The sequence below is a fragment of the Rhodococcus tukisamuensis NBRC 100609 genome (genome assembly GCF_001894985.1).
GTDB classification, from domain to species: Bacteria; Actinomycetota; Actinomycetes; order Mycobacteriales; family Mycobacteriaceae; genus Rhodococcus_G; species Rhodococcus_G tukisamuensis.
The window spans coordinates 219,774-237,213 of sequence record NZ_BCXG01000004.1 but is presented as its reverse complement, the minus strand read 5'-3'; the positions used below and the strand labels follow the sequence as shown (position 1 = coordinate 237,213).

Genomic DNA, 17,440 nt, shown 5'->3' with positions numbered 1-17,440 from the left:
GGCCCGGACCGCCACCTGGCCCCGGAGATCGAGGCGGCCGTGCAGTTGGCGGCGTCCGGCGCACTGCTCGACAGCGCCGAGGCGGTGATCGGGCGCTCGGCTGAGGCGCTCAGGCCTTCGGCGGCTCCTGCACGAGCGGCGCGGCGGCGGCGAGGATCGCCGCGCGGTCACCGCCGGGCGGCGGATAGATGCGCCGGCAGTTGATGGTCTGCTTCGTCGCCTTGGCGGCGGCGCCCGTGGTGACGACCCGACGGTCCCAGCCCTCCGTGTAGACGGCGCCGGCGGGTCCCAGGTCGAGGACGGTGACGTACCAGGCGATGCGCAGGGCGATCATCGGCGCGCCGATCAGGTCGGCCACCACGTTGTGCCCGGCGATGCGTCCCATCGGCCGCCCGTGCTGGCAGGACATCACCGAGGGCCGGCCCGCGTCGACCATCGCGCGCGCCGAGTCTCCCGCCGCGAACACCCCGGGCTGGCCGGGTAGTCGCAGGAACTCGTCGACGTGCAGGCGTCCGAGGCGGTCGCGCTCGACCGGGAACAGTCGCGTCAGCGGACTGGCGCGCATGCCCGCACACCAGATCACCGTGCCCGCGGGAACGTCGGTGCCGGAGCCGAGCCGGATGCCGGTCGGGTCGATCGAGGTGATCTCGGTGCCCGGCCAGGCCTCGATCCCGAGTTCGGCCAGCGCGCTGTCGATGACCGGCCGGGCCGAATCGCCCATGTCCGAGCCCATCCGGGGGTTGTGGTCCGCCAGGATCACCCGGGCGGGGCCGGTCTGCCCGGCCCGGTCGAGAACGGTCCGAAGCCGGCCGGGCATTTCGGTCGCGGTCTCGATGCCGGTCAACCCGGCACCGACCACGACGACGGTGAACTGACCGGGGTACCGACCGGCGTCGGCCAGGGAATCGAGGTGCGCCGTCAACCGGACGGCGTGGTCGTAGGTGTCGACGTCGAACGCGTGCTCGGCGAGCCCGGGGACGGGCGGGCGGGCGAGTTCGCTGCCGAGCGCGAAGACCAACCGGTCGTACGGCAGGACCCGCGGCCCCGCGGCCGTCCCGACGGTGACGCACCGCCCGGGCAGATCCACGCCGGTCACCTCGCCCCGCACCAGGTCGACGCCGATGGGGTCCAGGACGTCCGCGAGCGGGACGCGGGCCGGCCCGATGTCGGCCTCGTAGTTGCGGACCCGGATGCCGTGAAATCCGTCGCGATTGACCAACGTCACCCGTGCCACGTCGGGTCCGGCGCCGAGCTCGTCGAGCTTGCGGGCGGCGCCGGCCGCGCTCCACAGGCCCGCGAAACCGCCGCCGAGAATCACGATCCGCTGGGGGTTCACGTCGCGGGTTCCGGTTGGGTGCGACCGGTGACCACCTGGTGGATCAGACGGGCCGCCGTCCGCGCCGTGCGGTTGTCGATGTCCAGCACGGGACTGAGCTCGGCCACCTCGAACAGCGCGAGCTTGCCGCTGACCGTGACGAGCTCGCACACCCGCGAGACCACCTCGAGGCCCACCCCGAACGCCGCCGGGGCGCTGACGCCGGGTGCGACCGCCGCGGGCAGCACGTCGAGGTCGACGCTCAGGTGCACCAGGTCGACCGAGCCGAGAAACTCCTCGACGAACGACTCGACCGCGGGCAGGTTCGACGGGCCGCACTCCTCGTCGAGCAGGTACCGCACGCCGAGCGCTTCGGCCCGGGAGAACAGGGCCGCGGTGTTTCCGGGTTGCGCTATGCCGAGCACCGCGTAGTTCAGTGAGCGGCCCTGCGCCGCTTCGTTTTCGGCCATCTGGCGGAACGGCGTCCCGGAGCTGGGCGCCGCGTCGTCGCGCAGGTCGAAGTGGGCGTCGAGGTTCAGCACCCCCACCCGGGCACCGGCCGCGACGGCGGCGCTGCGCGCGATGCCCAGGTAGCTGCCGAAGGCCACCTCGTGACCGCCCCCGAGGACCGTCACGAAGTGCCCGGCGTCGAGCAAGCCCGCGACCGCCGCGCCGAGCCGCTGCTGCGCGCCCTCGAGGTCCGACCCGGTCACCGCCACGTCGCCGGCGTCGAACAGGCGCACCGGCCGCGCCAGCGCCGTGGATGCGAGCGCGTGACGCAGGGTCGCCGGGCCCCGGGCCGCGCCCGGCCTGCCCTTGTTGCGCCGCACCCCCTCGTCGCTGCGGAACCCGACCAGGACGCAGGCGCCCGGCGCCGCGCCGCCGTCGTAGGGGGAGACTGCGCCGTGCCAGCGCAGGTGCTCCGGCCCGGGTCCGTCGTCGCGCCCGGACCACTCGGGTGGGGCGATGTCCACTCCGGTCATCTCAGTCGTCCCTCCGTCCACACCTCACGCACCAGCGGGACCCCCGGCCGGTAGGCCAGGTACAGGTGCGACGGCGCGTCCAACGCGATCAGGTCGGCGCGCATGCCGACCCGGATGCTGCCGATGTCGTTGCGCCGCAATGCCGCCGCGCCGCCCGCCGTGGCCGCCCACACGGCCTCGTCCGGGCTCATCCGAAGCTCCCGCACCGCCAGCGCGATCGCGAACGGGATGCTGGTGGTGTAGGAGGTGCCGGGGTTGCAGTCCGAGGCCAGCGCGACCGTCACGCCGGCGTCGAGCAGCGCCCTGGCGTCGGGATACCTTCCGCGGGTGCAGAAGTCGGCGCCGGGCAGCAGCGTCGCCACGGTGTCGCCCGCCGCCAGCGCCTCGACGTCCGCGTCGGTGGCGTAGGTGACGTGGTCCACGGATGCCGCGCCCAGTTCGACGGCGAGCCGGACGCCCGGGCCGGGGCCGAGTTGGTTGCCGTGCACGCGCGGGGTGAGCCCGGCCGCGACGCCCGCCTCGAGTACCGCCCGGGACTGGTCGGCATCGAAGGCGCCGGCCTCGCAGAACACGTCGACCCACCGGGCGTGCGGCGCGCACACCGGGATCATCCACTCACACACCATCTGCACGTACTCGTCCGTGCGGCCCTCGAATTCCGGCGGGGTGACGTGCGCGGCGAGCAGTGTCGTCTCGTCGGTGCAGGCGGCCGCGATCGCGAGGCTGCGCAGTTCGTCGGCGACGGTCTGGCCGTAGCCCGACTTGCACTCGATCGTCGTGGTCCCGGAGCGCAGTGCCTCGGCGACCAGGCGGGCGGTGTTCGCGCCGAGTTCGGCATTGGTGGCGGCGCGGGTGGCGGCGACGGTGGCGCGGATGCCGCCCGCACGGTAGGGGACACCACTCACCCTCGCCGTGAACTCCTCCGCCCGGTCGCCGTAGAAGACGAGATGTGCGTGGCTGTCGACGAATCCGGGCAGGGCCGCACGGCCGCCGAGGTCGTACCTCGTGTCGGCGCCGCCACCGGGCAGGCGCGAACGCGGCCCGACCCACTGGACGATTCCGTCGCCGAGCACCACCGCGGCGTCGTGGATCACGCCGAGCGGGCCGGTGCCCGCCGCGGGGTCGTTGGTGACCAGGGTGCCGATGTTGTCGACGACCACCCAGGGCTGCCCGGGCACGGGCGTCACCGCTCCCACATCGGGATCCGGATGCCCCGTTCGGCAGCGACCTCGGCGGCCCGCGGGTAGCCGGCGTCCACGTGCCGGACCACCCCCGTGCCCGGGTCGTTGGTGAGCACCCGCTCGAGCTTGCGGGCGGCCAGTTCGGTGCCGTCGGCGACGCACACCTGGCCGGCGTGGATCGAGCGGCCCATCCCGACGCCGCCGCCGTGGTGGATCGACACCCAGGACGCCCCGGAGGCGGTGTTGAGCAGGGCGTTGAGCAGCGGCCAGTCGGCGATGGCGTCCGAGCCGTCGGCCATCGCCTCGGTCTCGCGGTACGGGGACGCGACCGAGCCGGCGTCGAGGTGGTCGCGGCCGATGACGACCGGGGCGATCAGTTCGCCGGACGCCACCATCTCGTTGAGCCGCAGACCCGCCAGGTGCCGTTCGCCGTAGCCGAGCCAGCAGATCCGGGCGGGCAGGCCCTCGAACCGGACCTTCTGCCCGGCGAGGGTGAGCCACCTCCGCAGGTGCTCGTCGCCCGGGAAGAGGTCCGCCACCGCCCGGTCGGTGGCGGCGATGTCGGCCGGATCGCCGGAGAGCGCGGCCCACCGGAACGGGCCGCGGCCCTCCTCGAACAGCGGGCGGATGTAGGCGGGGACGAATCCGGGGAAGTCGAAGGCCCTGTCGTAACCGCCCTTCCGGGCCTCGTCGCGAATCGAGTTGCCGTAGTCGAAGACCTCCGCGCCGGCATCCATGAAGCCGACCATCGCCGCGACGTGCCGGGCCATCGACGCGCGCGCCTCCTCGGTGAACCAGTCGGGGTCCTTCTCGGCCAGCCGGTGCCAGTCCTCGACGGTGACGCCGACGGGCAGGTAACGCAGCGGGTCGTGTGCGGACGTCTGGTCGGTGACGACGTTGATCGGCGCGCCTGTCGCGAGCAGCCGGGGGAGCACCTCGGCCGCGTTGCCGAGCAGCCCGATCGACAGCGGGCGACCCTCGTTGCGGGCGAGGACGGCCGTCTCCAGCGCCGACTCGACGCTCTCGGTCTTCGCGTCCAGGTAGTGATGCGCCATGCGGCGATTGATCCGGTCCGGGTCGCACTCGACGCAGATCGCGACACCGCCGTTCATGGTCACCGCCAGCGGCTGCGCCCCGCCCATGCCGCCCAGCCCGGCGGTCAGGGTGATGGTCCCCGCCAGCGAGCCCCCGAACCGCTTACGGGCGACCGCGCCGAAAGTCTCGTAGGTGCCCTGCAGGATGCCCTGGCTGCCGATGTAGATCCACGAGCCCGCGGTCATCTGCCCGTACATGGTCAGGCCGAGCGCCTCGAGCCGGCGGAACTCCGGCCAGGTGGCCCAGTCGCCGACCAGGTTCGAGTTGGCGATCAGCACCCGGGGCGCCCACTCGTGGGTCCGGAACACCCCCACCGGCTTGCCCGACTGCACCAGCATCGTCTCGTCGCCGGCGAGGGTCCGCAGCGTCCGCACGATCGCCTCGAAGGCCTCCCAGTTGCGGGCCGCGCGCCCCGTGCCGCCGTAGACGACGAGGTCGTCGGGCCGCTCGGCGACGTCCGGGTCCAGGTTGTTCATCAACATCCGCAGCGCAGCCTCCTGCGGCCAGCCGCGACAGGACAGCGTGGTGCCGCGGGGCGCGCGGACCGGTCGTGGGCCCGCGGCGGGATGCTCGTCCATCGTCAGCTCCTGTCGACGGCGTACATACCCTCCATCACACTCCGTCGGCGGCGTCGGCGACAGTGCCGCGGCGCGGCAATTGGACGCCGGGGGCGCCGAGACGGGGATCGGGGGACATGCCCTAGGGTCTGGCCCGGCCGAGAACCCGTGGCCGGCCGGCGGCCCGTGGGTCGGCGGAACCGGGGGGGTGGCGCGATGGCGGTGGGTCTCGACGAGGTCGAGGCGGCGCAGCGGGCGCCGTCGCGGATCGCCGCGCTCACGGGGGTACGTGCCCTCGCCGCCCTGCTGGTGGTCGGCACCCACGCCGCGTTCTGGACCGGCCGCTACACCCCGGACCTGCTCGGGGCGGTGTACGCCCGGCTCGAGATCGGCGTCACCGTGTTCTTCGTGCTCTCGGGATTCCTGCTGTTCCGGCCCTGGGTGCGGGCCGCCGCGGGGGGCGGCGCGGTTCCCGCGACGGGGACCTACCTGTGGCACCGGGCCCGCCGGATCCTGCCCGCGTACTGGGCGGTCGTGGTGGCTGTCTACGCGGTCTACCTGTTCCGGGACCCGGGGGTCACCGGGCTCGGCTGGTCGGGGTTCGCGCGCAACCTGACCCTGACCCAGATCTACCGGGCGGGGGACCTGCACGCGGGCCTGACGCAGATGTGGAGCCTGGCCGTGGAGGCCTCGTTCTACCTGGTGCTGCCCGCGCTGGGCGCGGTGGTGGTCTCGGGGGTCTGCCGCGGGCAGTGGCGGCCGTGGCGGATGGCCGCGGCGCTGCTCGGGATCGTGGCGGTCACGCCGCTGTGGACGGTGTTCACGCACGGGGACTTCGGTCTGCCCTACGTCGCGCGACTGTGGTTGCCGGGCTTCGTCGCCTGGTTCGCCGGCGGGATGCTGCTCGCCCTCGGCGCGGCCACCGTGCGGCGGTGCAACCCGTACGCGGCGGGCGGGCTGGCGCTGTACTTCTTCGCCCTGGCCTGCACCCCGCTGGCCGGGGAGGCGACCATCGTGCCCGCGGACGCGGGAGAGGCGGTGGTCAAGTCGCTGCTGTACCTGATGGTGGCTGTGTGTCTGCTGGCCCCGCTGGTCATCGGCGACGACGGCGGCCCGCTCGGGCGGGTGTTCGCGTCCGCGCCGGTGGTGTGGCTCGGCGAGATCTCCTACGAGTTGTTCCTCGTGCACCTGCTGGTGCTGGAGCTGGTGTTCGCGGCACTGGGCTACGGGCAGTTCCAGGGTTCGACGGCGCTGCTGTTCGCCTCGACCATGGCGATCTCGGTGCCGTTGGCCTGGGCCCTGCACCGGGGGATCGGTGCGCTCGTCCCCGACATCCGCGCTGACCAGCGCAAAGTTACCCGTCGGTAGGTAGCGGCGGGGTGGGGCGGGGCTTGCGGATCGAGCCGCTAGCAGTACGCTTGTCATGTTTGGCGCGGAAGCCTCGGTTTGTGCGCCTTGAATTAGGTCTACTGATTGAGATGCTTCGAGGCCTCGCCCACAAAGCGGGCCTCGAACCGTGTGACCAGGGGAAACTTCCTAGGAGGACGCGAAGTACACATGTCCAAGATCAAGGTTGAAGGAACCGTCGTCGAACTTGACGGCGATGAGATGACCCGCATCATCTGGCAGTTCATCAAGGACAAGCTGATCCATCCGTACCTGGATGTGAACCTCGAGTACTACGACCTGGGTATTGAGCACCGGGACGCTACCGACGATCAGGTCACGATCGACTCCGCGAACGCGATCAAGAAGCACGGCGTCGGCGTCAAGTGCGCGACGATCACCCCGGACGAGGCCCGCGTCGAAGAGTTCGGCCTCAAGAAGATGTGGCGTTCGCCCAACGGCACCATCCGAAACATCCTCGGCGGCACGATCTTCCGTGCGCCGATCCTGATCTCCAATGTCCCGCGTCTGGTCCCGGGTTGGACCAAGCCGGTGATCGTCGGCCGTCACGCCTTCGGCGATCAGTACCGCGCCACCGACTTCAAGGTCGGCGGACCGGGCACCGTCACCATCACCTTCACCCCGGAGGACGGCAGCGAGCCGATCCAGCACGAGGTGTGCCAGATGCCGGAAGACGGCGGCGTCGTGATGGGCATGTACAACTACAAGAAGTCGATCCAGGACTTCGCGCGGGCCTCGCTGGCATACGGCCTGCAGCAGAACTACCCGGTCTACCTCTCGACCAAGAACACCATCCTCAAGGCCTACGACGGCATGTTCAAGGATGAGTTCCAGCGGATCTTCGAGGAAGAGTTCAAGGCGGAGTTCGACGCCGCGGGCCTGACCTACGAGCACCGGCTGATCGACGACATGGTGGCCTCCTCGCTCAAGTGGGAGGGCGGCTACGTCTGGGCCTGCAAGAACTACGACGGCGACGTCCAGTCGGACACCGTCGCGCAGGGCTACGGCTCGCTCGGCCTGATGACCTCCGTGCTGATGACCCCGGACGGCAAGACCGTCGAGGCGGAGGCCGCGCACGGCACCGTCACGCGGCACTACCGCCAGCACCAGCAGGGCAAGCCCACCTCGACCAACCCGATCGCGTCCATCTTCGCGTGGACCCGGGGTCTCGAGCACCGCGGCAAGCTGGACAACACCCCCGAGGTCATCGGCTTCGCGCAGCAGCTCGAGGACGTCGTCATCAAGACCGTCGAGGGCGGCCAGATGACCAAGGACCTCGCCTCGCTCGTCGGCGGGGACCAGGGCTACCTGACCACCGAGGAGTTCCTCGGCGCCCTGGACGAGAACCTGCAGAAGGCGTACGCACTTCGCTAGTTCGCCAGGACTGACCGCTGGTCCGCCATGATTGACCGACGAAACGGGACGCCCGGACATCCGGGCGTCCCGTTTCGTCGTCCCGGGACCGGCTCGCGGTACCCGGTGAGTGAACTCACACCGTCTCACCTGGCGCTTCCGCGGACGCGGCGACCACCATTGACCCAGTGCAGTTGTCGTCGCCCAGTCCCGAGCTCGAACCCGGCCCCACCCGCGGTGTCTCCCGGCGGCCGGCGATCCTCGCGCTGTGCCTCGGCGGCTTCGGCATCGGCACCACCGAGTTCGTCGCGATGGGCCTGCTGCCCGAGATGTCCAGCGGCCTCGGGATCTCCGAGCCGACGGCCGGGCACCTGATCTCCGCCTACGCGCTCGGCGTGGTGATCGGCGCGCCGACCATTGCCGCACTGTCGGCGCGGGTGCCGCGGCGCACGCTGCTGATCGCGCTGATGGTCGCCTTCACCGTCGGCAACGTCGCGTCGGTGCTCGCGCCGTCCTACCCGACGCTGATGGTCGCGCGGTTCGTCGCCGGTCTGCCGCACGGCGCCTACTTCGGGGTGGCCGCGCTGGTGGCCGCCTACCTCGCGGAGCCCGGGCACCGGGCGAAGGCCGTGGCGACGGTGATGATGGGGCTGTCGGTGGCGAACGTGGTCGGGGTGCCGGTGGCGACGTGGATCGGACAGGGCCTCGGCTGGCGCAGCGCGTTCGCCCTGGTCGCCGTCATCGGGGTCGCCACCGTGGCCGCGCTGGCGGCCTGGATCCCGCGGCTCGACGGAATGCCGGTGACCAATCCCGTCACCGAACTCGGGGCGCTGCGGCGGGTCCAGGTGTGGATGACGCTGATCGTCGGCATGGTCGGCTTCGGCGGGATGTTCGCCGTCTACAGCTACATCAGCAGCACGCTGACCGAGGTGTCGGGGCTGGCGAAGTCCCTCGTCCCGCTCGCCCTGATGATCTACGGGGTCGGCATGGTGGCCGGCAACTACCTCGGCGGCTACCTGGCCGACCGGGCCCTGATGCAGGGACTGTTCGGCGCGATGGCCGCGATGGCGGTGATCCTGGCGGTGTTCGTGCTGGCCGTTCGGAACCCGGTGACCGCGCTGGTGTTCGTGTTCCTCGTCGGCGTCGCGGGCTCGTCGCTGGTGCCGGGACTGCAAACCCGGCTGATGGACGTCGCGGAGGACGCGCAGACCCTCGCGGCCTCCCTCAACCACGCCGCGCTCAACATCGCCAACGCGTTCGGCGCCTGGATCGGCGGCGTGGTGATCGCCGCAGGGTACGGGTACACGGCGCCGGCGGCGGTGGGATCGATGCTGGCCGTGGCCGGGCTCGGGGTGCTGGCGGCCGCCGTGATCCTGCAGCGCCGGGCCGCCGCAGCCGCCGCGACCTGATTTTCGCGGTGCTCTTGGATACGGTGCTTGCCGTGCCGCACATCATTTCGACCGTCAACGTCAACGGAATCCGAGCCGCAGCCACGAAGGGACTGCTGGAGTGGCTCAGCACCACCGAGGCCGACGTCGTCTGCCTGCAGGAGACCCGGGCCACCGACGCGCAGCTGGCCAAGTCGCTCGCGCCCGCGCTCGACGGCGGCTGGCACCTCGCCTCCGCCGAACCCTCCGCGAAGGGCCGCAACGGGGTGGCCGTGCTCTCCCGCCGGCCCGCCGACGCGGTGCGGATCGGCCACGGCGACGACGAGTTCGCCGACGCGGGCCGCTACCTCGAGGCCGACTTCGACGACCTGACCGTCGCCAGCCTCTACCTGCCGTCGGGGGAGGCGCAGACGCCGCGACAGGAGGAGAAGGAACGCTTCCTCGACTCGTTCGGCGCGCACCTCGCCGCGGTGGCCGCCCAGGCCGAGCGGGACGGCAGGCATGTCGCGGTGTGCGGCGACTGGAACATCGCGCACACCGAACGGGACCTGAAGAACCACAAGGGCAACAAGAAGAGCTCCGGCTTCCTCCCGCACGAGCGGGACTGGATGGGCTCGGTGTTCGGCGAGTTCGGCTGGGTGGACGTGATGCGCGGGCTGCACCCGGACGTGGACGGGCCGTACACGTGGTGGTCCTACCGCGGCAAGGCCTTCGACAACGACTCCGGCTGGCGCATCGACTACCAGGTGTGCACCCCCGCGCTCGCGGAACTGGCCAAGGAGGCCGTCGTCGAGCGGGCCGCAGCCTACGACCAGCGCTGGTCCGACCATGCGCCGGTCACGGTCCAGTACCGGTGAGCCGGCTCGGGACCCGCTCCCGCGTCGTCGTCGGGGTGCTGCTGCTGGTCCTGCTCGGGCTGGTCGCGTACGCCACGGCGGGCAGCGGCGGTGGCACCGGGCAGGACACGATGGTCGCGGAGTCCGTGACCACCACGCAGGCGCCGGTCACCTCGACGATGCCGCAGCGTTTGGTCGTAGAGCCGGACGGGTCGGTCACGGACGCGACGTCCACGCGAGCCCGGACAGCAACCAGCAGCCAGGCCGCCACCCCGGCGCAGACCGCCGGCCCCCGCGGGGTGGTCCCGGCCGCGATCACCGCGGCCGCGTTCGCGACGCTCGCCGAGATCGACGCCGGCGACTGGCCGGACTCGGCGAACGCGCCGGGCACCAAGGGCGGCGACCCCTGGCGTAACCGGGACCGGACGCTGCCCGCCAAGACCGGGTCGGGGGCTACGGTCAGCTACCGGGAGTGGGACGTCAACCCGAAGCGTCGCGGCGAGACGCGCGACGCGGAGCGGATCGTCACCGGCAGCGACGGCTCCGCCTGGTACACCGCCGACCACTACACCAGCTTCGTGAGGATGCGCTGATGACCACGGTGACCGGATTCGTCTCTGCCCGTTCCGGCCCGGCGGTCGGCCTGCTCACCGCCTCCCCACGGGCCGCGGACAACGTGGCATACGTGATGGCCGCCGCCGGCTACACCACCCGGGTGGTCCGTGGGCGGGCGATGCCGACAGTGTCCGCGGTGTTCGACGAGTTCGCGGCGGCGCTGCAGTTCCCGTACTACTTCGGGGCCAACAAGGACGCCTTCGACGAGTGCCTGCGCGATGCCGCCGACTGGCTCGGGGACTCGCGTGGTCTGGTGGTGGTGGTCCGGGACGCCGGCGAGCTGCTCGCCGCCGAGCCCGGCGAGCTGCGCTGGTTCGCCGAGGCCGTCGACGACCGCGCCGCGGACGCGGCCGCGGCGGCGTTCCGGCTGATCCTGCAGGCGGACGAGGACGCCGGTGCGTCGTTGACGCGGCGGTGGGTCGCGGCCGGGCACCGGCTGACCACGCTCGAGTCCTGACCGGTCCCGGCGCCGACGGGGCGTGGCGGTGGGGCTCGGCCGGGACATGAAAGGATCGAGCGCATGTCGAGTTCCGAATCCTCTGCACCAGCGACTTCCGCGCCCACCGGCACCGCCGCCCGCCACCGAGTGCTCTCCGGCATCCAGCCGACCGCCGACTCGTTCCACCTCGGCAACTTCCTCGGTGCGCTGCAGCAGTGGGTGCCGCTGCAGGACGAGTTCGACGCCTTCTACTTCATCCCCGACCTGCATGCGATCACCGTCCCGCAGGACCCGAAGGAACTGCGCCGGCGCACCAAGATCGCCGCGGCCCAGCTGCTCGCGCTCGGCATCGACCCCGACCGGTCCACCCTGTTCGTGCAGAGCCAGGTCCCCGAGCACGCCCAGCTGGCGTGGGTGCTCAACTGCATCACCGGGTTCGGCGAGGCCAGCCGGATGACGCAGTTCAAGGACAAGTCCGCCAAGCAGGGCACCGAGGCCGCCACCGTCGGCCTGTTCACCTACCCGGTGCTGATGGCCGCCGACATCCTGCTCTACCGCCCCCACCGGGTGCCGGTCGGCGAGGACCAGCGTCAGCACCTGGAGATGGCGCGCGACCTGGCGCAGCGCTTCAACACCCGGTTCGGCAAGGCGTTCGTCGTCCCGGAGGCGCAGATCGTCAAGGGCACCTCGAAGATCTACGACCTGCAGGACCCGTCGTCGAAGATGAGCAAGTCCGGACCGTCGCCCGCCGGCCTGATCAACCTGCTCGACGACCCGAAGGTCTCGGCGAAGAAGATCAAGTCCGCGGTCACCGACAACGAGCGTGAGATCCGCTTCGACCGGGAGGCCAAGCCGGGCGTGAGCAACCTGCTCACCATCCAGTCGGCGCTCTCGGGTCGCAGCATCGACGAGCTGGTGCTCGGTTACGAGGGCAAGGGCTACGGCGATCTCAAGTCCGACACCGCCGAGGTGCTGGTCGAGTTCGTGACGCCGCTGCGGGCCAAGGTCGAGGGCTACCTCGCGGACGAGGCGGAGCTGGACCGGATCCTCGAGGCCGGCGCGGACCGCGCCCGCGAGGTGTCGGCCCGAACCCTCGCTACGGTGTACGACAAGGTCGGTTTCCTGCCCCAGAAGGCCTGACGGAAGAAGCTGAGACATCGTGCCGGACGTGAAGGCTTTTCTCGAGCGTCAACGGGCGGCACGGCCGTGGCTGGATCACCTGATCCGGGCGGGCGGGCGCTACCAGGACCAGAAGGGCGACTACTTCGCCGCCGGGATCACCTACTTCAGCGTGTTCGCGTTGTTCCCGCTGCTGATGGTGGGGTTCGCGGCGGCCGGTTTCATCCTGGTGCAGCACCCGGACTGGCTGGTGTCGATCCACGACGCGATCAGCAAGGCGATGCCCGGCAACCTGGGCGATCAGATCAACGAGTTGGTCACCGCGGCCATCGACGCCCGCGCGCGCGTCGGGGTGATCGGCCTGTTCGTCGCCGCGTACTCCGGGCTCGGCTGGATGGCGAACCTGCGTGAGGCGCTCAGCGCCATGTGGAACCAGCGGCACCCGGCGACCAACTTCGTGCGTACCAAGTTCAAGGACCTGGTCAAGCTGTTGGGCCTGTTCGGCATGCTGGCGGTGTCGGTGGGGCTGACGGTCATCGCCGACGGCGCCGTGACCGGGGCGGTGTTGACCTGGCTGGGCATCGACGACGTGGCCTGGGTGTCCGTCGTGGTCCAGGTGCTGACCTCGCTGCTGGCGGTGGTGGCGACGTGGGCGCTGTTCGTGTGGACGATCGCCCGGCTGCCGCGGGAGCCGGTGACCGTGCGCAGTGCGGCGGCCGCGGCGCTGTTCGCGTCGGTCGGCTTCGAGGTGTTCAAACGGATCGGTGTCGTCTACCTGCAGGCGGTGACCAACTCGCCCGCCGGGGTGACGTTCGGGCCGATCATCGGCCTGCTGGTCTTCATCTACTTCACCGCCCGGCTGCTGCTGCTGGCCACCGCCTGGGCGGCCACGGCGTCGGAGAACGAGGCGCTGGCCTTCGTGCCGCCGCCGGACCCCGTGGTCCTCGCGGTGAGCGCGCCGCCGGCCAGCGGCCCGACGCTGGCCGAGGCGGTGGCGCTGGTCGGGGTCGGCGCCGCGGCCACCCTCGGCCTCGGTGGGCTGCTGCGCCGTCGTCGCGAACGGGACTGAGTCAGCGGCGGCGACGCTGCAGGCGGTGCGCTGCGAGCAGCAGCACCCCGACGAGGACCGCGCCGACCAGCGTGACGGCGGTCCGTGGGATGTCGGAGTCCCCGGCGGTGCCTGGTCCGGCCGCGGACACCTCGCTGGCCGTCTGGGAGACCGTCGGCCGGGCGGCCACGGTGACCGGGGCCGCGCCGGAGGCAGTGGCGCTGCCAGGCTCCACCAGGACACCGACCTGGGCGCCGCGGGGCAGCGCGAATCCGTAGTCGAGCAGGCGGACGGCCTGCTCCCACGGCCGGATCGGGAGGACGTCGCCGGCCATCAGCGTCACCGCGAGCTTCCTGCCGTCCCGCTCGGCGCCGCCGACGAAGGTCTGCCGCGCGTCGTCGGTGTAGCCGGTCTTGCCGCCGAGCGCGCCGTCGTAGTTGTAGAGCAGCTTGTTGTCGTTGGCGAGGGTGAAGCCGGGGTGCTCGGTGTCGTCCGGCTTGGTCGGGTCCTTCGGGAAGCCGGGGAACGGCACGGTCTCGGTGCGGATCAGATCGGCAAAGGTGCTGTTGCGCATGGCCGCCCGGAAGACCACGGCGAGGTCGTAGGCGGAGCTGGACATGCCGGGGCCGTCGAGCCCGGACGGGGTGGCGGCGCGGGTGTCCAGCGCGCCGAGCGAGCGGGCCCGCTCGTTCATCTTGGCCACGGTCTCGTCGTCGCCGCCGAGCTGCGCGGCCAACGCGTGCGCGGCGTCGTTTCCGGACGCCATCACCAGGCCCTGCATCAGCTGCCGGTTCGTGTAGTGCCCGTCCTTGCCCAGGCCGACGGCGCTGCCCTCGGTGTTCGCGTCCTCCTCGGTGGCCACGACGGTGCGGTCCAGGTCGAGCTCGTCGAGGGCGACCAGTGCCAGCAGGATCTTGATGGTGCTGGCCGGTCGGTAGCGGCCGTGTGGGTCCTTCGCGGCGAGGACGGTGCCGGAGTCGAGGTCGGCGAGCACCCAGCCGGTGGCGGAGATGTCGACCGGCAGCGGGGGAGCGCCTGCGGGGGCGAGCGCGCCGCACTCGCCGAGTCGGCCGCCGCCGACCGGGTCGGCAGGGACGGGAAGGGGCGAGGGCGCGGCCTTCCCGGGAGCCGGGACCTCGGAGAGGTCGATGGCCGGCGGCGGCGAACTGCGGTGCGGGCAGCCGTCGGTGTTCGGCGTGGCGTAGGGCGTCGTGGTAACGGTGCTGCTGCCGGGGGCCTCCGGCATCGGTTGGGCCGCCGCGGGGGCGCCGATCAGTGCGATCGAGGCCGCGGTGATCAGCGTGGCGAGGGATCGTCCGCGTGCAGTCATCGAGTAGGCAGGGTATCCGATGCCGTGCCGATTGCCGAGGCCACAGGACCGGCGGCGTAGGCGGTCGCGACGGCGACGACCCAGTCGCGGTCGCTGAGGTGGTCCGGGGTACTGAGCCAGGCGGGGTCGATCAACTCCACCGCGGTGGCGGTGCGGTGCAGCCACTGTGCGACGGCGTCGGCGTGCTCGGACGGCGTGGCGGGCGGGGGTGTGTCGCCCGCCCGGACGAGGCCGCCGCCGGCGTGCAGGTAGAGGCCGTCGAGGATCTGCGAGATACGGTCGCTCGAGGTCAGGGCCGCGGTCGCGGACCGGTAGTCGGTGTCGAGGAGTTCGGGATGCGCGGTGGTCAGCATCGACCACAGGCCGAACGTGCGGCGCAGGTCCGACTTGGCCCGGAACCAGGCCTCCACCATCACCGACGAGCAGCCGGCGCTGATCAGGACGATCGCGACCGACCACCACGGGTTGGAGAGTTCCAGGACCTGCGACGGCCCGGCCACCATGGCCCGCAGGCTCGCCGCGGCGACGACGAGGGAGCCGGCGCAGAACAGGCCGATCGCGCGGCCCAGCGGGTTCCACCGACACTGCCGAGCGCCGGCGCCCACCGCGAACAGCATGGTCGCGGCCAGGTACAGGTCCGTCACCATGCTGTGACCCGCATCGAGCAACTCGACGGCCGTCACCGCGAGCCCCGTGACGACGGCGCCGGCCGAGGGCAGCCACTGCGGCCAGGCGCTCACCCGGGGCAGGGAGACGGCGGCGATCAGCGCCGTCGCGGTGGCGAAGACGATCCAGGCCACCGTGAACGTGGTCTCGGCGGTACCGAGACCCGCGGAGTCCAGCATGTCGATCATCGTGGGGGTGCGCACCGTCGCGGCAACCGTGACCGCGATCGCCGACAGCGCAATGGACACCCGGGCCAGGGACGGCGGGCGGACGGTGAGTCGACCGATTCGCGCGCCGACGGCCGCGGAGCAGATCAGCGCGATGACCCAGGTGATCATCCGAGGGCCTCGTCGTAGCAGAGCAACGGACGCCAGTTCTGGTCCTGCTCGAAGTGCCCGAGCCGCTGGAGCAGTCGCGCGGCGAAGGCCTCGGCCTCCCACTCGTGCAGCGCCTCGTGCGAGAGGTCGGCGGACGCCGCGGCCCGCTGGCTGAGCATGTACGCGATCAGGTCGTCGTCCGCGGCGAGGGTGGTCTCCGCGGTCTCGGCACCGGGGTGGCGGAAGACGATGTGACCGATCTCGTGTGCGAGGGTGCGCTCGACGCTGGGCAGGCTGCGGGCGAGCACGATCTCGTCGCGGTCCGAGAATTCGCGACGCTGCCCCCAGACGCCCGGGCCGAGGTCCGCGAACTCGATCTGGATGGGACGGCGCCTGGTCTCGGCGAGCGCGGCGGCGATGTCCTCGATGGTCACCGCGTGGGTTTGTGCGGCCATGTCGAGGACGGCGTCGACCGCCGCGAAGACGCGGCGGTGCGAGCGGATCGGGCGGCTTCCCGACTCGGTTCCGGGCATCAGAGTGGATCCAGGAACTCGGCGCGGGCCAGGTTGAGGCGGGTGCGGGTGGCCCGGGCACTGCGGAAGCTGGCGAAACCGGTGCCGCCCGCGGCGACCAGCACGGCGCTGACGCCTGCGGTGGCCGCGCCGACGTCACCACGGGGCAGGGCGGGAGCCGCGGAGAGCTCCGTCGCATCGGCCTCGGTGGTGCCGGCCTGGTGCGGCGCGACGGCCGACGAGATGGACGACGGCGCGGTGCCGAGACGTGCGGTGAGCGCTTCGAGTCGGACGTCCGCGGGACGGGTTTCAGACGCCGGGTCGTCGGGCCGTGAGCCATCGGGCTGCGGTGCGTCGGGCCGTGGGTCGGCCGGTGACTGAGCGTCGGGCGCCGTCTCGGGGTGCCCGTCCGGCGACGGCGGGTCCTGGCCCGGGCCGCTCTGCCCCGCATCGTCGCCGGGCACGGCCGGCGCCTCGGTCTTGTCGGGCGCCTCGGTCTTGTCGGGCGGACTGGCAGGGTTGCCGGCAGAGGGCTTGGTGGAGGTCGTGGGCTTGGCCGAGGTGGTCGGCTTGGCCGAGGTGGTCGGCTTGGCGGAGGTCGTGGGCCTGGCCGACGACGTGGGCTTGACCGAGGTGGTCGGCTTGGCGGAGGTCGTGGGCCTGGCCGACGACGTGGGCTTGACCGAGGTGGTCGGCTTGGCGGAGGTCGTAGGCTTTGCCGCCGAAGTGGTGGGCGCGACTGACGTGGTGGGCGCGACTGACGTGGTGGGCGCGACCGTGGTGGTGGTGGGTGCGACTGACGTGGTGGGTGCGACCGTGGTGGTGGTGGGTGCGACCGTGGTGGTGGGCGCGACCGACGTGGTCGGCACGACGGTGGTGGTCGGCGGGACCGTCGTAGTGGGCCTGACCGAGGTGGTCGGATTGCCGCCACCGCAGTGATCGTGGTGGTGGTGGTGGCGGCGATCGTGATCGTCGTCGCGGTCGTCGTCGCGGTCGTCGTCGCGGTCGTCGTCGCGGTCGTCGTCGTGATCGTGGTCGTCGTGATCGTGGTCGTCGTGGTCGCCAGGCCAGCCGCAGTCGGGCCGTCCGCCGCCGTGTTTGTCTCCGGATTTGCTGACCTCGACGGCCGCCCCGTCGGAGTACGCCGGCGCTGCGGCGGACTGCGCAATCACGAACGCCGGCAGGACCACGGTGGTGGACACGAGCAGGCCGACGGCAAATGCGCGTCGGGCAGCCCGACCACGGCGTCTCGTCGTCACGATTTCAATCCCCCATCGCA

General features: G+C 71.9%; 16 protein-coding genes. 8 read left to right on the top strand and 8 right to left on the bottom strand.

The annotated features are described in order from the left end of the window. Window positions 1–109 precede the first annotated feature (109 nt). From RT2_RS06500 to hutU, 4 genes are read right to left on the bottom strand one after another with little or no spacing between them, the layout of a single operon-like run. Complete coding sequence (locus RT2_RS06500) at window positions 110–1,336, bottom strand: NAD(P)/FAD-dependent oxidoreductase (RefSeq protein ID WP_072843712.1); 1,227 nt, start codon at window positions 1,334–1,336, stop codon at window positions 110–112. Further along, complete coding sequence (hutG, locus tag RT2_RS06495; RefSeq protein WP_072843711.1) at window positions 1,333–2,298, bottom strand: formimidoylglutamase; 966 nt, start codon at window positions 2,296–2,298, stop codon at window positions 1,333–1,335. Before hutG ends, RT2_RS06500 begins: the two co-directional genes overlap by 4 nt. Further along, entirely contained in the window at window positions 2,295–3,476 is a 1,182-nt protein-coding gene (gene hutI, locus RT2_RS06490; RefSeq protein ID WP_072843811.1) for an imidazolonepropionase, read from the bottom strand. The genes hutG and hutI overlap by 4 nt, the downstream gene beginning before the upstream one ends. A gap of 5 nt (window positions 3,477–3,481) precedes the next feature. Further along, the gene (hutU, locus tag RT2_RS06485; RefSeq protein ID WP_072843710.1) at window positions 3,482–5,152 is read right to left on the bottom strand and encodes a urocanate hydratase; all 1,671 of its coding nucleotides are present in this window, start codon (window positions 5,150–5,152) and stop codon (window positions 3,482–3,484) included. Window positions 5,153–5,347: 195 nt separating this feature from the next. Here hutU and RT2_RS06480 point away from each other — a divergent pair, with 195 nt between their 5' ends. From RT2_RS06480 to yhjD, 8 genes are all read left to right on the top strand, one after another. After that, entirely contained in the window at window positions 5,348–6,499 is a 1,152-nt protein-coding gene (locus RT2_RS06480) for an acyltransferase family protein (RefSeq protein ID WP_072843709.1), read from the top strand. Window positions 6,500–6,688: 189 nt separating this feature from the next. Continuing rightward, window positions 6,689–7,912 carry an NADP-dependent isocitrate dehydrogenase gene (locus tag RT2_RS06475; RefSeq protein WP_072843708.1) on the top strand — a complete coding sequence of 408 codons (1,224 nt, stop codon included), beginning with the start codon at window positions 6,689–6,691 and terminating at the stop codon, window positions 7,910–7,912. A gap of 173 nt (window positions 7,913–8,085) precedes the next feature. Continuing rightward, a complete protein-coding gene (locus tag RT2_RS06470) occupies window positions 8,086–9,300 on the top strand; it encodes an MFS transporter (RefSeq protein ID WP_072843810.1) in 1,215 nt (404 codons plus the stop codon). Between the two features lie 32 nt (window positions 9,301–9,332). Further along, entirely contained in the window at window positions 9,333–10,136 is an 804-nt protein-coding gene (locus RT2_RS06465; protein ID WP_072843809.1) for an exodeoxyribonuclease III, read from the top strand. Further along, window positions 10,133–10,708, top strand: coding sequence for a ribonuclease domain-containing protein (locus RT2_RS25010; protein ID WP_245709407.1), 576 nt, complete (start codon window positions 10,133–10,135; stop codon window positions 10,706–10,708). Before RT2_RS06465 ends, RT2_RS25010 begins: the two co-directional genes overlap by 4 nt. Then, on the top strand, window positions 10,708–11,187 hold the full coding sequence (locus RT2_RS06455; protein WP_072843707.1) for a barstar family protein: 480 nt from the start codon (window positions 10,708–10,710) through the stop codon (window positions 11,185–11,187). Before RT2_RS25010 ends, RT2_RS06455 begins: the two co-directional genes overlap by 1 nt. A gap of 63 nt (window positions 11,188–11,250) precedes the next feature. Next, window positions 11,251–12,309, top strand: coding sequence for a tryptophan--tRNA ligase (gene trpS, locus RT2_RS06450; RefSeq protein ID WP_072843706.1), 1,059 nt, complete (start codon window positions 11,251–11,253; stop codon window positions 12,307–12,309). A 19-nt stretch (window positions 12,310–12,328) separates the two neighbouring features. After that, window positions 12,329–13,357, top strand: coding sequence for an inner membrane protein YhjD (gene yhjD / locus RT2_RS06445; RefSeq protein WP_072843705.1), 1,029 nt, complete (start codon window positions 12,329–12,331; stop codon window positions 13,355–13,357). A gap of 1 nt (window position 13,358) precedes the next feature. On the opposite strand, the gene RT2_RS06440 is transcribed toward yhjD, so the two are convergent. From RT2_RS06440 to RT2_RS26115, 4 genes are read right to left on the bottom strand one after another with little or no spacing between them, the layout of a single operon-like run. Then, complete coding sequence (locus RT2_RS06440; RefSeq protein WP_072843704.1) at window positions 13,359–14,666, bottom strand: D-alanyl-D-alanine carboxypeptidase family protein; 1,308 nt, start codon at window positions 14,664–14,666, stop codon at window positions 13,359–13,361. Continuing rightward, window positions 14,663–15,670, bottom strand: a complete 1,008-nt coding sequence (locus RT2_RS06435) for a hypothetical protein (RefSeq protein ID WP_072843703.1) — start codon at window positions 15,668–15,670, stop codon at window positions 14,663–14,665. The genes RT2_RS06440 and RT2_RS06435 overlap by 4 nt, the downstream gene beginning before the upstream one ends. Further along, window positions 15,667–16,182, bottom strand: coding sequence for a M48 family metalloprotease (locus tag RT2_RS06430; RefSeq protein WP_072843702.1), 516 nt, complete (start codon window positions 16,180–16,182; stop codon window positions 15,667–15,669). The genes RT2_RS06435 and RT2_RS06430 overlap by 4 nt, the downstream gene beginning before the upstream one ends. After that, a complete protein-coding gene (locus RT2_RS26115) occupies window positions 16,182–17,420 on the bottom strand; it encodes a hypothetical protein (RefSeq protein ID WP_174556670.1) in 1,239 nt (412 codons plus the stop codon). The genes RT2_RS06430 and RT2_RS26115 overlap by 1 nt, the downstream gene beginning before the upstream one ends. Window positions 17,421–17,440: the final 20 nt, after the last annotated feature.

Excerpts from the sequence above, each read along its gene's own strand:
- hutG (WP_072843711.1), bottom strand. The coding sequence starts at position 2,298 with ATGACCGGAGTGGACATCGCCCCACCCGAGTGGTCCGGGCGCGACGAC.
- hutU (WP_072843710.1), bottom strand. The coding sequence starts at position 5,152 with ATGGACGAGCATCCCGCCGCGGGCCCACGACCGGTCCGCGCGCCCCGC.
- RT2_RS06480 (WP_072843709.1), top strand. The coding sequence starts at position 5,348 with ATGGCGGTGGGTCTCGACGAGGTCGAGGCGGCGCAGCGGGCGCCGTCG.
- RT2_RS06475 (WP_072843708.1), top strand. The coding sequence starts at position 6,689 with ATGTCCAAGATCAAGGTTGAAGGAACCGTCGTCGAACTTGACGGCGAT.
- RT2_RS06455 (WP_072843707.1), top strand. The coding sequence starts at position 10,708 with ATGACCACGGTGACCGGATTCGTCTCTGCCCGTTCCGGCCCGGCGGTC.
- trpS (WP_072843706.1), top strand. The coding sequence starts at position 11,251 with ATGTCGAGTTCCGAATCCTCTGCACCAGCGACTTCCGCGCCCACCGGC.
- RT2_RS06440 (WP_072843704.1), bottom strand. The coding sequence starts at position 14,666 with ATGACTGCACGCGGACGATCCCTCGCCACGCTGATCACCGCGGCCTCG.
- RT2_RS06435 (WP_072843703.1), bottom strand. The coding sequence starts at position 15,670 with ATGATCACCTGGGTCATCGCGCTGATCTGCTCCGCGGCCGTCGGCGCG.
- RT2_RS06430 (WP_072843702.1), bottom strand. The coding sequence starts at position 16,182 with ATGCCCGGAACCGAGTCGGGAAGCCGCCCGATCCGCTCGCACCGCCGC.